This is a genomic window from Streptomyces sp. SAI-170 (genome assembly GCF_049739565.1).
Taxonomy (GTDB): domain Bacteria; phylum Actinomycetota; class Actinomycetes; order Streptomycetales; family Streptomycetaceae; genus Streptomyces.
On the sequence record NZ_JBMGQD010000001.1, the window covers coordinates 6,887,625 to 6,903,913 of the forward strand.

The window sequence follows — 16,289 nt, forward strand, 5'->3', positions numbered from 1 at the left end:
CTCAGAGGACGTACTCAGAACCGGGCAGACTGGAGCCATGGAGTGGCACCACTACCGCTTTCGCAGCCTGTGGGCCGTGCCCGCGCCCCCGGTCGCCGTCTACGCCGTCCTCGAACGCCCCGAGGACTACCCGCGCTGGTGGCCCCAGGTCCGCGAGGTCACACGCCTCGACGACACCACCGGCGTGATCCGCATCCGCTCCCTCCTGCCGTACGACATGACCTTCACGGCCCGTGAGGTGCGCCGCGACCCCGCGGCCGGAGTGCTGGAGATCGCCATGAGCGGCGACATCGACGGCTGGGCCCGCTGGACCGTACGCGCGCACGGCAGCGGCAGCCTCGCCCGCTACGAGCAGGTCGTCGACGTCAACAAGCCGCTGCTCAGACGGCTCGCCCTGCCGGGACGGCCCGTCTTCCGCGCCAATCACCGGCTGATGATGCGCGCCGGGCACCGCGGACTCCTCGCGTACCTGCGAACGGTTTGAACGAACCCCGCGGGGACCTGTATTGTTCAGTGCGTTCCCGGGCGATTAGCTCAGTGGGAGAGCGCTTCGTTCACACCGAAGAGGTCACTGGTTCGAACCCAGTATCGCCCACCGGGAAAGGCCGGTCCGCCCAGCGCGGACCGGCCTTCTTCATGCCGCGGCCGGCAGCTCCGGACGCAGCGGCCACGCCGGGTCGACCTCCTCCTCGCTGCCGTTGCGCGCGAACCACGTCTGCAGCCCGCGCGCCTGTGCCGCATGCCACACCGCCTGCAGCGTGTGCAGTTCGGCGGGGGACAGCCGCTCCAGCCGCGAGGCGAACCTGCGCCCCACCGCCCGTACGACCTCCAGCGCGGCCACCGCGTCCGCGGCCGCGTCGTGCGCCTCGTCCAGCGGGACGCCGTAGTGCGCGCACAGGTCGGTCAGCGTGCGCCGGCCCTTGCGGTAGCGGTCCAGATGCTTGTCCAGCACCCGCGGGTCCAGCACCAGCAGCGGCGTCGACTCGAACCAGCGGCCCAGCGACGAGGCCCGGTGCCGACGCAGCTCCCGGTCCAGCAGGGTCAGGTCGAACGGCGCGTTCATCACCACCAGCGGCCGTCCCACCCCGGCCTGTTCCCGCAGGCCGGCGGCTATCTCGTGCATCACCGGCGCCGGCCAGCGGCCGTTGCGCTGGAGATGATCCTCCGTCAGTCCGTGCACCGCCGTCGCCTCCTCGGGCACCGGCACACCCGGGTTCACCAGCCAGCGGGTCACGCGCGGCCGGGTGCCCGGCGCGTCCTGGACGACGAGGGCGGCCGACACGATCCGGTCGGTCTCGACGTCCACGCCCGTAGTCTCCGTGTCGAATGCCGCCAGGGGCCCCTCGTACCAGATCTTCATCGCGTCACAACTCCTCGGTCCACCAGGGCAGCTGACGCACCGTCTTCCGCCCGTTTGGTGATACCCGGGCTGTTTGCGCACTACGCCGGAAGGAGACAACAGGAGTACGGGTCTTTGCAGTTCAGCGGCCCGCACGGGGAAATCACCTTGCCTGGAAGGCTGTCGGTCATGGCGATAGCGCAGCCCGAGCGGGGCGGGCTGCTGCCCGAGCGCACGGGACCGACTCGCGGCACACTCGCCACCACCGCCTGCATGGAGACACTGCAGGTGGGCTATCTGCACGCCGTCGCTGCGGCCGCCGGCTGCTCGCTGTCCCAGCCCTTCCCCGACAACGGCATCGACTGGCACGTCAGCCACAGCGCCCCCGGGCACACCGTCGACGACGAGGTCACCATCAAGGTCCAGCTCAAGGCGACGTACCAGATCGCGCCGAACCCGGCGGGCCGCTCCTTCTCCTTCACCCTCGACAACGACCATCTGCGCAAGCTCGCACGGACCCCGGTCTCCGTGCACAAGATCCTGGTGGTGATGCTCGTGCCCCGGTCCCAGGACGACTGGCTGCGCGCCGGCCACGACCGGCTCGACCTCCGACACTGCTGCTACTGGGTCAACCTCGCCGGCCACCCGATCACCGGCCGGCACCGCACCACCGTGCGCGTCCCCACCGCGCGGATCTTCGACGACCGGGCGCTGTGCGAGATCATGACGCGCGTCGGGACGGGAGGCAGACCATGACCCACCGCCCGTTCCACGAGCCCCTGCACCCTGAAGATGCGCAGTGGAACCGTCCCCCCGAGCCCGGGGACGTCGACCCCGCCGTCCTCGCCGCCCTGCTGCACCGGCACGGCTGGCAGCGGCGCGGCGGAGCCGCCGGACACTACGGCCGCTGGACCCCGCCCGGCCCGGCCGGCGCCGGCACCAGCCTCCTCGTGCCGGAGAGCCGCGCCTTCCCCGACAGCGACGACCTGCTCGGCGAGGCCCTCGACTCCCTCGCCCGCAGCGCCACGCCCTCCGCCCGCGAGGTGCTCCTCGGGCTGAGCGTGCCCAGCGACGAGATCCGCTGGTGGCGGGACACCTCCGGCAGCCCGGCCTCCTGGGCGGTGGAGGAGCAACTGCGCGCCGCCGCCCGCCAGATGCTGCTCGCCGGCGCCCTCGCCACCCGCGCCCGGGCCGGCTACCACGGCGCCCGGCACCGGCGCCCCGCCGCCGCGCTGCTGGACAGCGTCCTCGTCGGCGCCGGGGGCGGGGACGGGGGGCGGCTCACCGCCTTCGTGCCCGTCAGCGGCGGCCGGCCTCTCGCCGTACGCCTCCACCAGGCGCTGTACGCCGCCCGCGAGGCCATCGACTACCAGCGCGCCACCGGCGGCATGGACGCCTTCGACGGCGCGATCGAGGCCGGAGTCAGCCGCGAGCTCACCGAGGCGCTGATCGCACTGGTCCGCGGCAGCGAGGGCGCCCGGATCGCCGTCGCCTGGGCACCCGCCGCCGGCGTCCCCGACGGCTGCGCCGGCGAAGGCGTCGAGTTCTCGCCCGGCGACCTGCCCGCGCTGCGCGAGGCCGGCGCCCGCTATCTGCGCGCCGAGCCCTCCGTGCCCGTGCGGATCACCGGCGCCGTCGTCCGCATGCGCCGCTCGCAGCCGCGGGGCGAGGGCAGCGTACGGCTGCGGGTGCTCGCGGGCGCCGAGATCCCGCACGTCCGGGTCGTCCTCGACGAGGAGGACTACCGCATCGCCGGGCACGCCCACCTCGTCGGGCTCCCGGTCCGACTGCAGGGACGCCTGGAGAGCAGGGGCGGCTTCCGGCGGCTGACCGGCGCCTCGGGGGTCGTGCCCGTGCAGGTCGACGAGGAGGAGCGGGACCGGCTGCTGAAGTCCATGCAGGAGAACCTGGACTTCCTGGAGGAGGCCTGCGGCGGGGAATGATTTCGCGGTCAGGGGCGCCGGGTCGGTACGATCGCAGTCAATGCGTGCGCTCCGGTATCGCGCCGCACCCCACCTTCAGTCAGGAGAGACCGGTGTCAGACGTCCGTGTGATCATCCAACGCGATTCCGAGCGGGAAGAGCGCGTGGTGACGACGGGCACTACGGCCGCCGACCTCTTCGCCGGCGAGCGCTCGATCGTCGCCGCGCGCGTGGGCGGCGAGCTGAAGGACCTCGCCTACGTCCTCGGGGACGGGGAGACCGTCGAGGGCGTCGAGATCTCCTCCGAGGACGGCCTGAACATCCTGCGCCACTCCACCGCGCATGTGATGGCCCAGGCCGTGCAGGAGCTGTTCCCCGAGGCCAAGCTGGGCATCGGCCCGCCCGTCAAGGACGGCTTCTACTACGACTTCGACGTCGAGAAGCCGTTCCATCCCGATGACCTCAAGGCCATCGAGAAGAAGATGCAGGAGATCCAGAAGCGCGGGCAGAAGTTCGCCCGCCGCGTGGTCACCGACGAGGCCGCCCGCGAGGAGCTCGCGGACGAGCCGTACAAGCTGGAGCTGATCGGCCTCAAGGGCGCCGCCTCCAGCGACGACGGCGCGGACGTCGAGGTCGGCGCCGGCGAGCTGACGATCTACGACAACCTGGACCCCAAGACCGGCGAGCTGTGCTGGAAGGACCTCTGCCGCGGTCCGCACCTGCCCTCCACCCGCCTCATCCCGGCGTTCAAGCTGATGCGCAACGCGGCCGCCTACTGGCGCGGCAGCGAGAAGAACCCCATGCTCCAGCGCATCTACGGCACCGCCTGGCCCTCCAAGGACGAGCTGAAGGCCCACCTCGACTTCCTCGCCGAGGCCGAGAAGCGCGACCACCGCAAGCTGGGCAACGAGCTCGACCTGTTCTCGATCCCGGAGCAGATCGGCTCCGGCCTCGCCGTCTTCCACCCCAAGGGCGGCATCATCCGCCGGGTCATGGAGGACTACTCGCGGCGCCGCCACGAGGAAGAGGGCTACGAGTTCGTCTACACCCCGCACGCCACGAAGGGGAAGCTCTTCGAGACGTCCGGGCACCTGGACTGGTACGCCGACGGCATGTACCCGCCCATGCAGCTCGACGAGGGCGTGGACTACTACCTCAAGCCCATGAACTGCCCGATGCACAACCTGATCTTCGACGCGCGCGGGCGTTCGTACCGTGAACTGCCGCTGCGTCTCTTCGAGTTCGGGACCGTGTACCGGTACGAGAAGTCGGGTGTCGTGCACGGCCTGACCCGTGCGCGCGGCTTCACGCAGGACGACGCCCACATCTACTGCACCCGCGAGCAGATGTCGGAGGAGCTCGACAAGACGCTCACCTTCGTCCTCGGCCTGCTGCGCGACTACGGCCTGACCGACTTCTACCTGGAGCTGTCCACCAAGGACCCGGAGAAGTACGTCGGGACCGACGAGGCCTGGGAAGAGGCCACCGAGACGCTGCGCCAGGTCGCCGAGAAGCAGGGCCTGCCCCTGGTCCCGGACCCGGGCGGCGCGGCCTTCTACGGCCCGAAGATCTCCGTCCAGGCCAAGGACGCCATCGGCCGCACCTGGCAGATGTCGACGATCCAGCTCGACTTCAACCTGCCCGAGCGCTTCGACCTGGAGTACACCGGCGCGGACGGTGCCAAGCAGCGCCCCGTCATGATCCACCGTGCGCTGTTCGGCTCCATCGAGCGGTTCTTCGCGGTCCTGCTGGAGCACTACGCGGGTGCCTTCCCGGCGTGGCTCGCCCCTGTGCAGGCGGTCGGCATCCCGATCGGTGACGCGCACGTGGAGTACCTGGAGAAGTTCGCCGCGGCCGCGAAGAAGAAGGGCCTGCGCGTCGAGGTCGACTCCTCCTCGGACCGCATGCAGAAGAAGATCCGCAACGCCCAGAAGCAGAAGGTGCCCTTCATGGTCATCGCGGGCGACGAGGACATGTCGGCCGGCTCGGTGTCCTTCCGCTACCGCGACGGCTCGCAGGAGAACGGCATCCCCTTCGACGAGGCGATCGACAAGATCCTCAAGGTCGTCGAGGAGCGGACGCAGGTCTGACCCTGCCGCCGAAGGCCCCCGGGGTTCACCCCGGGGGCCTTTCGCCGTTCTCGTCGTCCTCGCGTGAGAACACCTGGATCAGCCAGGACGAGAACGAGCCGGTCACCGCGCCCAGCAGGGCCAGGCCGCAGGCCATCAGGCCGGTGGCGATCAGCCGGCCGAGCGGCGTGACCGGGGCGATGTCGCCGTAGCCGACGGTGGCGAGCGTCGAGCAGGTCCACCAGACGGCGTCCCCGAAGGTGCGCATGCTCGCTCCGGGCGCCCCGCGCTCCTGCTGGTAGACGGCGAGGGCCCCGCCGAAGCCGAGCAGCGCGGTGGAGATCCCGGCGTACGTGATCACGCGCGCGTGCAGCGGTAGCCGGGGCCGTCCGCGCCGCCGCAGGACCGCCTCGTACAGCCGGACGATCCGCAGCGGGCGCAGCAGCGGCAGGAGCACCACGACGGTGTCCAGCCAGTTCCGCCGTACGAAGCCGGCGCCCTGGCCGCTGAGCCGCCAGCGCACCCCGTAGTCCAGGGCGAACAGCGCCCACGCGGCGCACATCACGGCGAGGGGCAGGTCGCCGCCGGGGGCCAGGACGTGGGCCGCGTAGGCGATGAAGAAGGCGAGGGAGGCCACGGCGAGCGGCGACTCGGTGCGCTGCTCCCAGCGGGCCCGGCGGCTGTCCCGGCTGTCGGTGTCCACCGGCTCAGCTTCGCCCGGGGCGGGCCCTCCCTCGCCCCGGCGACACGCCACGAACGGGCGAAGCCATATGCTGCACTGCATGACGAGTGAGCCGGAACAGCAGATCGGAGTGGGGACGCAGGACGCGTTCCAGCGCCTGTGGACGCCCCATCGGATGGCGTACATCCAGGGTGAGAACAAGCCGACCGGCCCCGGGGCCGACGACGGCTGTCCCTTCTGCTCGATCCCGGCCAAGTCGGACGAGGACGGGCTGATCGTCAAGCGGGGTGCGCAGGTGTACGCGGTGCTGAACCTGTACCCGTACAACGGCGGCCATCTGATGACCGTGCCCTACCGTCATGTCGCCGACTACACCGACCTCACCGAGGCGGAGACGGCCGAGCTGGCCGAGCTGACGAAGCAGGCGATGACGGCCCTGCGCACCGCGTCCGGCGCGCACGGCTTCAACATCGGCATGAACCAGGGCACGGTGGCGGGGGCCGGTATCGCCGCCCATCTGCACCAGCACATCGTCCCGCGCTGGGGCGGCGACACGAACTTCATGCCGGTCGTCGGTCACACCAAGGTGCTGCCGCAGTTGCTGGCCGACACCCGGAAGATGCTGGCGGACGCCTGGCCGGTGTGAGCCCCTGCGTGTCGGCGAGGCCTCACGCGTCGTAGAGGTCGGCCTTCCTGGGCGTCGGGTCCTGGACGTTGCCGCTGAGGAAGGCCGAGCGGGCGCCGAACTTGTCGGTGTCCACGCCGTTCTCCTCCAGCACCCTGATCGCGGCCGAGTGCACGACCCGCAGCACCGGGGTCGCCGCGCGCAGGGCGTCGTCGGCCATGAAGCGGTGGCGCCAGGGCTGGTCGGCCCAGGCGTGCCGCAGGCCGAAGGGCTCGGGCAGGGCTATGGAGCCGCCGAGCCAGTTCAGCAGCGGCGGGTACCAGGTCAGCGGGGCGCGGACGGCGAGCCGTACGACCTCGTTGGTGGTGACCAACGGCAGCTTCACCGTGCGGCTCTCCCACGGCTTGAACTGCTTGGTGACCTGCTTGGTCGGGGCCTCCGGCTTGGCCGTGAACAGCGGGTTGACCGGGCCCAGGGCGTGGCCGGTGACCTCGATGCGCAGGGTGGCGTGCAGCACGGTGACGGTGATCAGCATGGTGATGATCAACTGGCCGTCCCACAGGGTCCACTGCACGCCCAGGTAATGGCGGTCGCCGGCGCCGAACTGCTGGCGGTTACAGATCTCCTGGATGGCGTGCGGCTTGACCTGGTAGGCCTCCACGTCGGTGCCCTCGGGCCGGGAGACGGCCTTGGCGTTCTCCCCGACGGGGGTGACGACCCAGTGCCGTATCGACGGGGTGGGGAAGCCTCCCGTGTTCAGCGGGCCGCGTTCCAGCATGCGCAGTTGGTCGTGGATCGCGCGGACCACGTCCCAGCTACGGAAGGGGTGGATCTCCCGGTCGGCGTCGGCGGGCACCAGCTCCTCGGCGAGCTGCCAGGCGCCCCAGCGGGTGCCCATGCCGAGGATGCCCTTGGGGCCGGCGTAGAAGACGGAGTTGGACTGCTGCTCGGCGCTGAGGCGGGCCAGGGACTGGCGGAGCTGTTCGGCGGCGGTCTCGCCGGGGCTGCTGGGGACGGCCTCGGGGACCTTGGCGCCGACGCTGCTGCCCGACAGCAGGCTCGACCAGCGCTCGCGCAGGTCCCGCGCGGTCGACTCGCAGATCCGGCGGGCGCCGAACCAGCCGAGCACGGGCAGCAGGACCGCCGCGCGCGCGTACCAGCCCCAGAACCCGGCGAACGGCATCCGGAGCAGGAAGACCACGGCCAGGGCGCCGACGGCGACGAGCAGGGTGGTGGCGAGCGCGGAGGCCCGCTTGTCGTCGCGCCGGTCGATGGTGGCGCGCAGCTGGAAGACCAGCAGCCACACCAGGAAGCCGGGCAGGAAGAGCAGCCCGCACACCACGCTGATCGCGGTGAGTTTGTTGTCGCGCTCGCGGCGGATGCGGTTGGCGGCCAGGCAGTGCTCGACGACCACCTGCGGTTCGGTGCCGAAGGACTGGATGAGCGCGCCGCGGCCGCTGCCCAGCATGCGGTCGACGACCGCGCGGCAGAACGCCTCGCCCAGGTTCGGCCGGAAGATCGCCGCCCAGGGGCGGCCGTCCTTGACGGTGGTCTGGTGCCAGTCGTTGTCGGCTTTCTTTATGTCCTCCATCGGGCTGTCCCGGTAGGCCGCGGAGGCCAGCGCGAAGGTCGCCGTCTGGCCCTCGTCGCCCGTGCGCGGCACCTGTGGTCCGAAGATGTCCGCGTAACCGCTGTCAACGGTCATTCCCGCCCCCTCGCCGCTGTGGTTCGCCTCTGCGGCCTTCCCGACTTCCCTGCCCCGCACACCTGTTGATCAGGTCATCAGCGTATCCGCAGCCACCGACATCGCGTCGGCGGACGGCCTAAAGCCGTCCGCCGACCCGGGGGAGAGCGGTCCGCGCCTGGCCACTTGGCGCCGGACCGCCTCAACTAGGAGGCTTTCGCCTCCTGTTGGCGAAGCCGCTCGGCGACCTGCTGCGGCATGGGTTCGTGCCGGGCGTAGGAGCGGTCGAAGCGGGCGGTGCCGTGGGACAGGGAGCGCAGGTCGACCGCGTACCGGCCGATCTCGATCTCCGGCACCTCGGCCTTGATGAGGGTGCGGCCGCCGCTGGTCTGCTCGGTGCCGAGGACCCGGCCGCGCCGGCCGGACAGGTCGCTCATCACGGCGCCCACGTACTCGTCGCCGACGAGCACGCTGACCTCGGCGACCGGCTCCAGCAGATGGATCTTCGCGTCGGCCGCGGCTTCCCGGAGCGCGAGCGCGCCGGCCGTCTGGAAGGCGGCGTCGGAGGAGTCCACCGAGTGCGCCTTGCCGTCGAGCAGGGTGATCCGTACGTCGACGAGCGGATGCCCGGCGGCGACGCCCTTGGCGGCCTGGGCGCGCACGCCCTTCTCGACGGAGGGGATGAACTGCCGGGGCACCGCTCCGCCGACGACCTTGTCGACGAACTCGATGCCGGAGCCGCCCGGCAGGGGCTCCACCTCGATCTCGCAGATCGCGTACTGGCCGTGTCCGCCGGACTGCTTCACATGCCGTCCGCGCCCGGCCGACCTCGCCGCGAAGGTCTCCCGCAGGGACACCTTGTGGGGTACGACGTCGACCTGGACGCCGTAGCGGCTGCGCAGCCGTTCCAGCGCGACGTCGGCGTGCGCCTCGCCCAGGCACCACAGGACGACCTGGTGGGTGTGCTGGTTCTGCTCCAGGCGCATGGTGGGGTCCTCGGCGGCGAGCCGTGACAGGCCCTGGGACAGCTTGTCCTCGTCGGCCTTGCTGTGGGCCTGGATGGCCAGCGGCAGCAGCGGGTCGGGCATCCGCCAGGGCTCCATCAGCAGCGGGTCGTCCTTGGCGGAGAGCGTGTCGCCGGTCTCCGCGCGGTTCAGTTTCGCCACGCAGACCAGGTCCCCGGCGACCGCGTGGGTGACGGGGCGCTGCTGTTTGCCGAACGGTGTGGACAGGGCGCCGATGCGCTCGTCGACGTCGTGGTCCTCGTGGCCGCGGTCGGCGAGGCCGTGCCCGGAGACATGGACCGTCTCGTCGGGGCGCAGGGTGCCGGAGAACACGCGGACCAGCGAGACCCGCCCGACGTAGGGGTCGGAGGCGGTCTTGACGACCTCGGCGACCAGTGGCCCGGAGGGGTCGCAGACGGCGAGGTCGCGGGGTTTGCCGTCGGGTGTGGTGACGGCGGGCGCCTCCCGCTCCAGCGGGGTCGGGAAGCCGCGGGTGATCAGCTCCAGGAGTTCGAGGGTGCCGAGGCCCTGGCGGGCGCCCTCGGCGGCGGGGGCCGCGGCCAGGACGGGGTGGAAGGTGCCGCGCGCGACGGCCCGCTCCAGGTCCTGGATCAGCGTCTTGACGTCGATCGCCTCGCCGCCGACGTACCGGTCCATGAGGGTCTCGTCCTCGCTCTCGGCGATGATGCCCTCGATCAGCCGGTTGCGGGCCTCCTCGATCAGCGGCAGCTCGTCCTCGCCGGGCTGGGACTCCACCCGCTTGCCGGTGGAGTAGTCGAACAGCGTCTGCGACAGCAGTCCGATCAGGCCGGTCACGGGCGCGTGCCCGTCCGGTGCCTGCGGGCCGTGCAGCGGCAGGTAGAGCGGCAGCACGGCGTCCGGGTCGTCCCCGCCGAAGGCTTCGGCGCAGATCCGGGTCATCTCCTCGAAGTCGGCCCGCGCGGCCTCCAGGTGCGTGACGACGATGGCCCGCGGCATGCCGACGGCCGCGCACTCCTCCCACACCATGCGGGTGGAGCCGTCCACGCCGTCCGACGCCGAGACGACGAAGAGGGCCGCATCCGCAGCGCGCAGACCGGCCCGCAGTTCTCCGACGAAGTCGGCGTATCCGGGGGTGTCCAGGATGTTGATCTTGATACCGTCCCATTCGACCGGCACCAGGGAGAGCTGCACCGAGCGCTGCTGGCGGTGCTCGATGTCGTCGTAGTCCGAGACGGTGCCGCCGTCCTCCACGCGGCCCGCCCGGTTCACCGCCCCCGCGGTCAGTGCGAGGGCCTCCACCAATGTCGTCTTGCCCGCTCCGGAGTGGCCGACCAGCACCACATTCCGTACGGACGCGGGTTGGTCGGCCGCCACTGCCCTGCCGGCGGCCCCGGGGTGTGCGTTCGCCTTGTCGCCCATGGCCTTGCCTCCCGTGCACGGTGAGGTCACTGTGGGCGCGGGCATGCGGACCCTCCCCCAGAGGGGGTACCCCAAGGGCGGCTCCGGTGACGCCCGCGGTTCTTCGAGCTTTGCACCCCTGTCACGGTGCGTCCATACGAACGACGGGAACCGGCCTGCCGCCGTCGGTCGCGGGCCGTTCGCCGGATCGCGCGGGCGGCTGCGGGTGCCCGGCGGTCGCCGACACGCGCGCGTGGCTACGATGGGCCAGCCGGTGGCCAGCAGGGGCCACGGCGACACCGACCCTCGGGAAGGCCATGCTGAACAAGTACGCGCGTGCATTCTTCACGCGTGTCCTCACGCCGTTCGCCGCGTTTCTGATCCGCAGGGGCGTCAGCCCCGACACGGTCACGCTGATCGGCACCGCCGGTGTGGTCGCGGGCGCGCTGGCCTTCTTCCCCCGGGGCGAGTTCTTCTGGGGCACGATCGTCATCACACTGTTCGTGTTCTCCGACCTCGTCGACGGCAACATGGCCCGCCAGCTGGGCCGCTCCAGCCGCTGGGGCGCCTTCCTGGACTCCACGCTGGACCGGGTCGCGGACAGCGCCGTCTTCGGCGGTTTCGCCCTCTGGTACGCGGGCACCGGTGACGACAACGTGCTGTGCGCGGTGTCGATCTTCTGCCTGGCCAGCGGTCAGGTGGTGTCGTACACCAAGGCGCGCGGCGAGTCGATCGGGCTGCCGGTGGCGGTCAACGGCCTGGTCGAGCGGGCCGAGCGGCTGGTGATCTCGCTGGTCGCGGCGGGACTCGCGGGCCTGCACACGTTCGGTGTGCCGGGCATCGACGTCCTGCTGCCGATCGCGCTGTGGCTGGTCGCCGTGGGCAGCATGGTCACGCTGATCCAGCGGGTGGTCACGGTGCGCCGGGAGTCCGCGGAGGCGGAAGCCGCAGACGCCGCGCAGGCCCCGCAGGGCGGCCAGGGTGGCTCGCAGGACGGCTCCCCGGGCCACTCGCAGAGCAGTGAGGCGGCGAAGTGAGGCTTCAGGAGCGTCTGACGGACGCGCTGTACGGGGCCGGCTGGAGCACGGTCAAGAAGCTCCCCGAGCCGGTCGCCGTGCGCCTGGGCCGCACCATCGCGGACCTCGCCTGGAAAAAGCGCGGCAAGGGCGTGCAGCGGCTGGAGAGCAACTACGCGCGCGTGGTGCCCGACGCGAGCCCCGAGCGGCTGGCCGAACTGTCCCGCGCGGGCATGCGCTCCTACCTGCGCTACTGGATGGAGTCCTTCCGGCTGCCGGCATGGAGTGCCGAGCGGGTCAGGAACGGCTTCGACCCCAAGGACGTGCACCACCTCACCGACGGCCTCGCCTCCGGCAAGGGCGTCGTCCTCGCGCTGCCGCACCTGGGGAACTGGGACCTGGCCGGCGCTTGGGTCACCACCAAGCTGGAGACCCCGTTCACCACGGTCGCCGAGCGCCTCAAGCCCGAGACGCTGTACGACCGTTTCGTCGCCTACCGCGAGGGCCTCGGCATGGAGGTCCTGCCGCACAGCGGCGGCTCCGCCTTCGGCACGCTGGCCCGCAGGCTGCGCGACGGCGGCCTGGTCTGCCTGGTGGCCGACCGGGATCTGTCGGCCTCCGGGGTGGAGGTGGAGTTCTTCGGCGAGACGGCCCGGATGCCCGCAGGGCCCGCGCTGCTCGCCCAGCAGACCGGCGCCCTGCTGCTGCCGGTGACGCTCTGGTACGACGACTCGCCCGTCATGCGGGGCCGGGTCCATCCGCCGATCGAGGTGCCCGAGTCAGGTACGCGCGCCGAGAAGACGTCTGTCATGACACAGGCCCTGGCCGACGCGTTCGCCACGGGCATCTCGGAGCACCCGGAGGACTGGCACATGCTGCAACGGCTCTGGCTCGCCGACCTGGATCCGTCCCAGGGGCGGTCCGCGTGAGGATCGGCATCGTCTGCCCGTACTCGTGGGACGTGCCGGGCGGCGTCCAGTTCCACATCCGCGATCTCGCCGAGTACTTCATCCGCCTCGGCCACGAGGTGTCCGTCCTCGCCCCTGCCGACGAGGACACACCGCTGCCGCCGTACGTCGTCTCCGCCGGCCGCGCGGTCCCTGTGCCGTACAACGGCTCGGTGGCCCGGCTGAACTTCGGCTTCCTGTCGGCCGCGCGGGTGCGCCGCTGGCTGCACGACGGGGCGTTCGACGTGGTCCACATCCACGAGCCGACCTCGCCGTCCCTGGGTCTGCTGACCTGCTGGGCCGCGCAGGGGCCCATGGTGGCCACGTTCCACACGTCCAACCCGCGCTCCAAGGCGATGATCGCCGCGTACTCGATCCTTCAGGCTGCGCTGGAGAAGATCAGCGCCCGCATCGCGGTCAGCGAGTACGCCCGCCGCACCCTGGTCGAGCATCTCGGCGGGGACGCGGTGGTGATCCCCAACGGCGTCGACGTCGACTTCTTCGCCAAGGCCGACCCCAACCCGGAGTGGCAGGGCGAGACCATCGGCTTCATCGGCCGCATCGACGAGCCCCGCAAGGGGCTGCCCGTGGTGATGCGGGCCCTGCCGAAGATCTTCGCCGCGTACCCGAAGGCGCGGCTGCTGGTGGCCGGCCGCGGTGACGAGGAGGCGGCGGTCGCCGACCTGCCGCGGGAGCTGCGCTCGCGCGTGGAGTTCCTCGGCATGATCAGCGACGCCGACAAGGCGCGGCTGCTGCGCAGCGTCGACGTCTACCTCGCCCCCAACACCGGCGGCGAGAGCTTCGGCATCATCCTCGTCGAGGCGATGTCCGCGGGCGCCCCGGTGCTGGCCTCCGACCTCGACGCCTTCGCCCAGGTCCTCGACCAGGGCGCGGCGGGCGAGCTGTTCACCAACGAGGACGCCGACGCCCTCGCCGCCGCGGCCATCCGCCTCCTCGGCGACCCCGACCGCCGCGCCGAGCTCCGCGAACGCGGCAGCACCCACGTCCGCCGCTTCGACTGGTCCACCGTCGGCGCGGACATCCTCTCGGTCTACGAGACGGTCACCGCGGGCGCGGCAGCGGTCGCCGCAGCGGACGACCGAGAGCCCGGGACGGGGCTGCGGGCCCGGCTGGGGTTGGCGAGGGACTGAGGCGGTTAGGCGGCCCACGACGGCGGGAGAGCCGCCGACGGTGGGTGACCACAGAATGGAGAGCCGAGCCTCTTGGCCGGCTGTCACTGGCGGTGCGTGGGTGGGAGAAGGCCGCGCAGCGGCGAGACGGCGGGAACGCCGGAGTCGGTGCCGGGGACGGCCGGCGATCAGTGACGCGTAGGCTGTGCGGCCGTGACCGCAACCCTCATCTGGATCCTCGTCGCCCTCGTGGCCGTCGGCCTGTACCTGAGCTGGACGGCGGGCCGGCTGGACCGGCTGCACGCCCGGATCGACGCCGCTCGTGCCGCGCTGGACGCGCAGTTGCTGCGCAGGGCCTCCGTGACGCAGGAGGTGGCCACCTCGGGCGTGCTCGACCCGGCCGCGTCGATCGTCCTGTACGAGGCGGCACACGCCGCCCGCCAGGCCGAGGAGGAGCAGCGGGAGGTCGCCGAGAGCGAGCTGAGCCAGGCGCTGCGGGCCGTGTTCGCGGAGGCGGCGCAGGTCGAGGCGGTGCGGGAGGCGCCCGGGGGAGAGGAGGCCGCCCGTGAGCTCACCGAGGCCGTACGGCGCGTGCCGATGGCCCGCCGCTTCCACAACGACGCCGTCGGCGCGGCCCGTCGCCTGCGTGAGCACCGTAAGGTCCGCTGGTTCCGGCTGGCCGGCCACGCCCCGTTCCCGATGGCGTTCGAGATGGACGACGAGCCCCCGGCGGCACTGGCGGACCGGGCCACCTGACCGCCCGCCCTCCTGGGCCGTCTGACCAGGGGTTTCTCGGTGGCTGGCCTGAAAGTGACGTGGTCCGTCGACGGCCGGGTGGCGCAAAAACGATCCACCGGCTTCCCATTGGCCCTTGCTGTGGCCTGGCCCGTTCACGTTTCCTCGGTGATGCAGAAACCCTCTTTTCACACTTCTGTGAGGTCAACCCGTGTCCATCATCGAGAACCAGGCTCCCGCCACCGGCACCGCCCGCGTGAAGCGCGGCATGGCCGAGCAGCTCAAGGGCGGCGTCATCATGGACGTCGTCACGCCGGAGCAGGCCAAGATCGCCGAGGACGCGGGCGCCGTCGCCGTCATGGCCCTGGAGCGCGTCCCGGCCGACATCCGCAAGGACGGCGGCGTGGCCCGTATGTCCGACCCGGACATGATCGAGGGCATCATCGACGCGGTCTCCATCCCGGTGATGGCCAAGTCCCGCATCGGCCACTTCGTCGAGGCCCAGGTCCTGCAGTCCCTCGGCGTCGACTACATCGACGAGTCCGAGGTCCTCACCCCGGCCGACGAGGTCAACCACTCCGACAAGTGGGCCTTCACCACCCCCTTCGTCTGTGGTGCCACCAACCTCGGTGAGGCCCTGCGCCGCATCGCCGAGGGCGCGGCCATGATCCGCTCCAAGGGCGAGGCCGGCACCGGCAACGTCGTCGAGGCCGTCCGCCACCTGCGCCAGATCAAGAACGAGATCGCCAAGCTGCGCGGCTTCGACAACAACGAGCTGTACGCCGCCGCCAAGGAGCTGCGCGCCCCGTACGAGCTCGTCAAGGAAGTCTCCGAGCTCGGCAAGCTCCCGGTCGTGCTGTTCTCCGCCGGTGGCGTGGCCACCCCGGCCGACGCCGCGCTGATGCGCCAGCTCGGCGCCGAGGGCGTCTTCGTCGGCTCCGGCATCTTCAAGTCCGGCGACCCGGCCAAGCGCGCCGCCGCCATCGTGAAGGCCACCACCTTCTACGACGACCCGAAGATCATCGCCGACGCGTCCCGCAACCTCGGCGAGGCCATGGTCGGCATCAACTGCGACACCCTCCCCGAGTCCGAGCGCTACGCCAACCGCGGCTGGTAATCACTCAGGTACTGACCTCATGAACACTCCTGTCATAGGCGTCCTGGCCCTCCAGGGCGACGTACGGGAGCACCTCATCGCCCTGGCCGCGGCAGACGCCGTGGCCAGGCCGGTCAGGCGCCCCGAAGAGCTCGCCGAGGTGGACGCCCTCGTCATCCCCGGCGGCGAGTCCACCACCATCTCCAAGCTGGCCGTCCTCTTCGGCCTGATGGAACCCCTCCGCGCGCGCGTACAGGCGGGCATGCCCGTCTACGGCACCTGCGCCGGCCTGATCATGCTCGCCGACAAGATCCTCGACCCGCGCTCGGGCCAGGAGACCATCGGCGGCATCGACATGATCGTGCGCCGCAACGCCTTCGGACGGCAGAACGAGTCCTTCGAGGCCGCGGTCGACGTCAAGGGCGTCCCGGGCGATCCTGTGGAGGGCGTCTTCATCCGCGCCCCGTGGGTGGAGTCCGTCGGTGCCCGGGCCGAGGTGCTCGCCGAGCACGACGGCCACATCGTCGCGGTCCGCCAGGGCAACGCGCTGGCCACGTCGTTCCACCCGGAACTGACCGGCGACCACCGCATGCACGCGCTCTTCGTCGACATGGTGCGCGCAGACCGGGCGGCGGAGTCCTTGTAGGATCTCTGGCGTCG

At 71.5% G+C, this 16,289-nt stretch carries 15 protein-coding genes and 1 tRNA gene; 12 read left to right on the forward strand and 4 right to left on the reverse strand.

Features of this window, described 5'->3' with window-relative positions:
• Positions 1–37 precede the first annotated feature (37 nt).
• Positions 38–484, forward strand: a complete 447-nt coding sequence (locus RKD23_RS31010) for an SRPBCC family protein (protein ID WP_424856691.1) — start codon at positions 38–40, stop codon at positions 482–484.
• Positions 485–523: 39 nt separating this feature from the next.
• Positions 524–595, forward strand: a tRNA-Val gene (locus tag RKD23_RS31015).
• Positions 596–634: 39 nt separating this feature from the next.
• On the opposite strand, the gene RKD23_RS31020 is transcribed toward RKD23_RS31015, so the two are convergent.
• Positions 635–1,360, reverse strand: coding sequence for a 3'-5' exonuclease (locus tag RKD23_RS31020; protein WP_424856692.1), 726 nt, complete (start codon positions 1,358–1,360; stop codon positions 635–637).
• Positions 1,361–1,528: 168 nt separating this feature from the next.
• Between RKD23_RS31020 and RKD23_RS31025 the strand changes: the two genes are divergently transcribed.
• The 3 genes from RKD23_RS31025 (at position 1,529) to thrS (ending at position 5,351) form a co-directional block, all read left to right on the forward strand.
• Entirely contained in the window at positions 1,529–2,095 is a 567-nt protein-coding gene (locus RKD23_RS31025) for a DUF4365 domain-containing protein (RefSeq protein WP_424856693.1), read from the forward strand.
• A complete protein-coding gene (locus tag RKD23_RS31030; protein ID WP_424856694.1) occupies positions 2,092–3,282 on the forward strand; it encodes a hypothetical protein in 1,191 nt (396 codons plus the stop codon). Before RKD23_RS31025 ends, RKD23_RS31030 begins: the two co-directional genes overlap by 4 nt.
• A 92-nt stretch (positions 3,283–3,374) precedes the next feature.
• Entirely contained in the window at positions 3,375–5,351 is a 1,977-nt protein-coding gene (gene thrS, locus RKD23_RS31035) for a threonine--tRNA ligase (RefSeq protein ID WP_424856695.1), read from the forward strand.
• Positions 5,352–5,376: 25 nt separating this feature from the next.
• On the opposite strand, the gene RKD23_RS31040 is transcribed toward thrS, so the two are convergent.
• Entirely contained in the window at positions 5,377–6,033 is a 657-nt protein-coding gene (locus RKD23_RS31040; RefSeq protein WP_424856696.1) for a potassium channel family protein, read from the reverse strand.
• A gap of 67 nt (positions 6,034–6,100) precedes the next feature.
• Between RKD23_RS31040 and RKD23_RS31045 the strand changes: the two genes are divergently transcribed.
• Positions 6,101–6,658, forward strand: coding sequence for an HIT family protein (locus tag RKD23_RS31045; protein WP_404043070.1), 558 nt, complete (start codon positions 6,101–6,103; stop codon positions 6,656–6,658).
• A gap of 22 nt (positions 6,659–6,680) precedes the next feature.
• Here RKD23_RS31045 and RKD23_RS31050 read toward each other — a convergent pair whose 3' ends face one another.
• Both RKD23_RS31050 and RKD23_RS31055 read right to left on the reverse strand, forming a co-directional pair.
• The gene (locus RKD23_RS31050) at positions 6,681–8,342 is read right to left on the reverse strand and encodes a hypothetical protein (RefSeq protein ID WP_424856697.1); all 1,662 of its coding nucleotides are present in this window, start codon (positions 8,340–8,342) and stop codon (positions 6,681–6,683) included.
• A 185-nt stretch (positions 8,343–8,527) separates the two neighbouring features.
• Positions 8,528–10,726, reverse strand: a complete 2,199-nt coding sequence (locus RKD23_RS31055; RefSeq protein ID WP_424858378.1) for an elongation factor G-like protein EF-G2 — start codon at positions 10,724–10,726, stop codon at positions 8,528–8,530.
• A 296-nt stretch (positions 10,727–11,022) separates the two neighbouring features.
• Between RKD23_RS31055 and pgsA the strand changes: the two genes are divergently transcribed.
• From pgsA to pdxT, 6 genes are all read left to right on the forward strand, one after another.
• Entirely contained in the window at positions 11,023–11,742 is a 720-nt protein-coding gene (gene pgsA / locus RKD23_RS31060) for a phosphatidylinositol phosphate synthase (protein ID WP_424856698.1), read from the forward strand.
• The gene (locus RKD23_RS31065) at positions 11,739–12,650 is read left to right on the forward strand and encodes a phosphatidylinositol mannoside acyltransferase (RefSeq protein WP_424856699.1); all 912 of its coding nucleotides are present in this window, start codon (positions 11,739–11,741) and stop codon (positions 12,648–12,650) included. The genes pgsA and RKD23_RS31065 overlap by 4 nt, the downstream gene beginning before the upstream one ends.
• Positions 12,647–13,819, forward strand: a complete 1,173-nt coding sequence (locus RKD23_RS31070; protein ID WP_404043079.1) for a glycosyltransferase family 4 protein — start codon at positions 12,647–12,649, stop codon at positions 13,817–13,819. The genes RKD23_RS31065 and RKD23_RS31070 overlap by 4 nt, the downstream gene beginning before the upstream one ends.
• 192 nt (positions 13,820–14,011) lie before the next feature.
• The gene (locus RKD23_RS31075; RefSeq protein WP_424856700.1) at positions 14,012–14,554 is read left to right on the forward strand and encodes a hypothetical protein; all 543 of its coding nucleotides are present in this window, start codon (positions 14,012–14,014) and stop codon (positions 14,552–14,554) included.
• Between the two features lie 190 nt (positions 14,555–14,744).
• Positions 14,745–15,650, forward strand: coding sequence for a pyridoxal 5'-phosphate synthase lyase subunit PdxS (pdxS, locus tag RKD23_RS31080; RefSeq protein ID WP_404043083.1), 906 nt, complete (start codon positions 14,745–14,747; stop codon positions 15,648–15,650).
• 19 nt (positions 15,651–15,669) lie between these two features.
• Positions 15,670–16,275, forward strand: coding sequence for a pyridoxal 5'-phosphate synthase glutaminase subunit PdxT (gene pdxT / locus RKD23_RS31085; protein WP_424856701.1), 606 nt, complete (start codon positions 15,670–15,672; stop codon positions 16,273–16,275).
• The last annotated feature ends 14 nt before the right edge of the window (positions 16,276–16,289 follow it).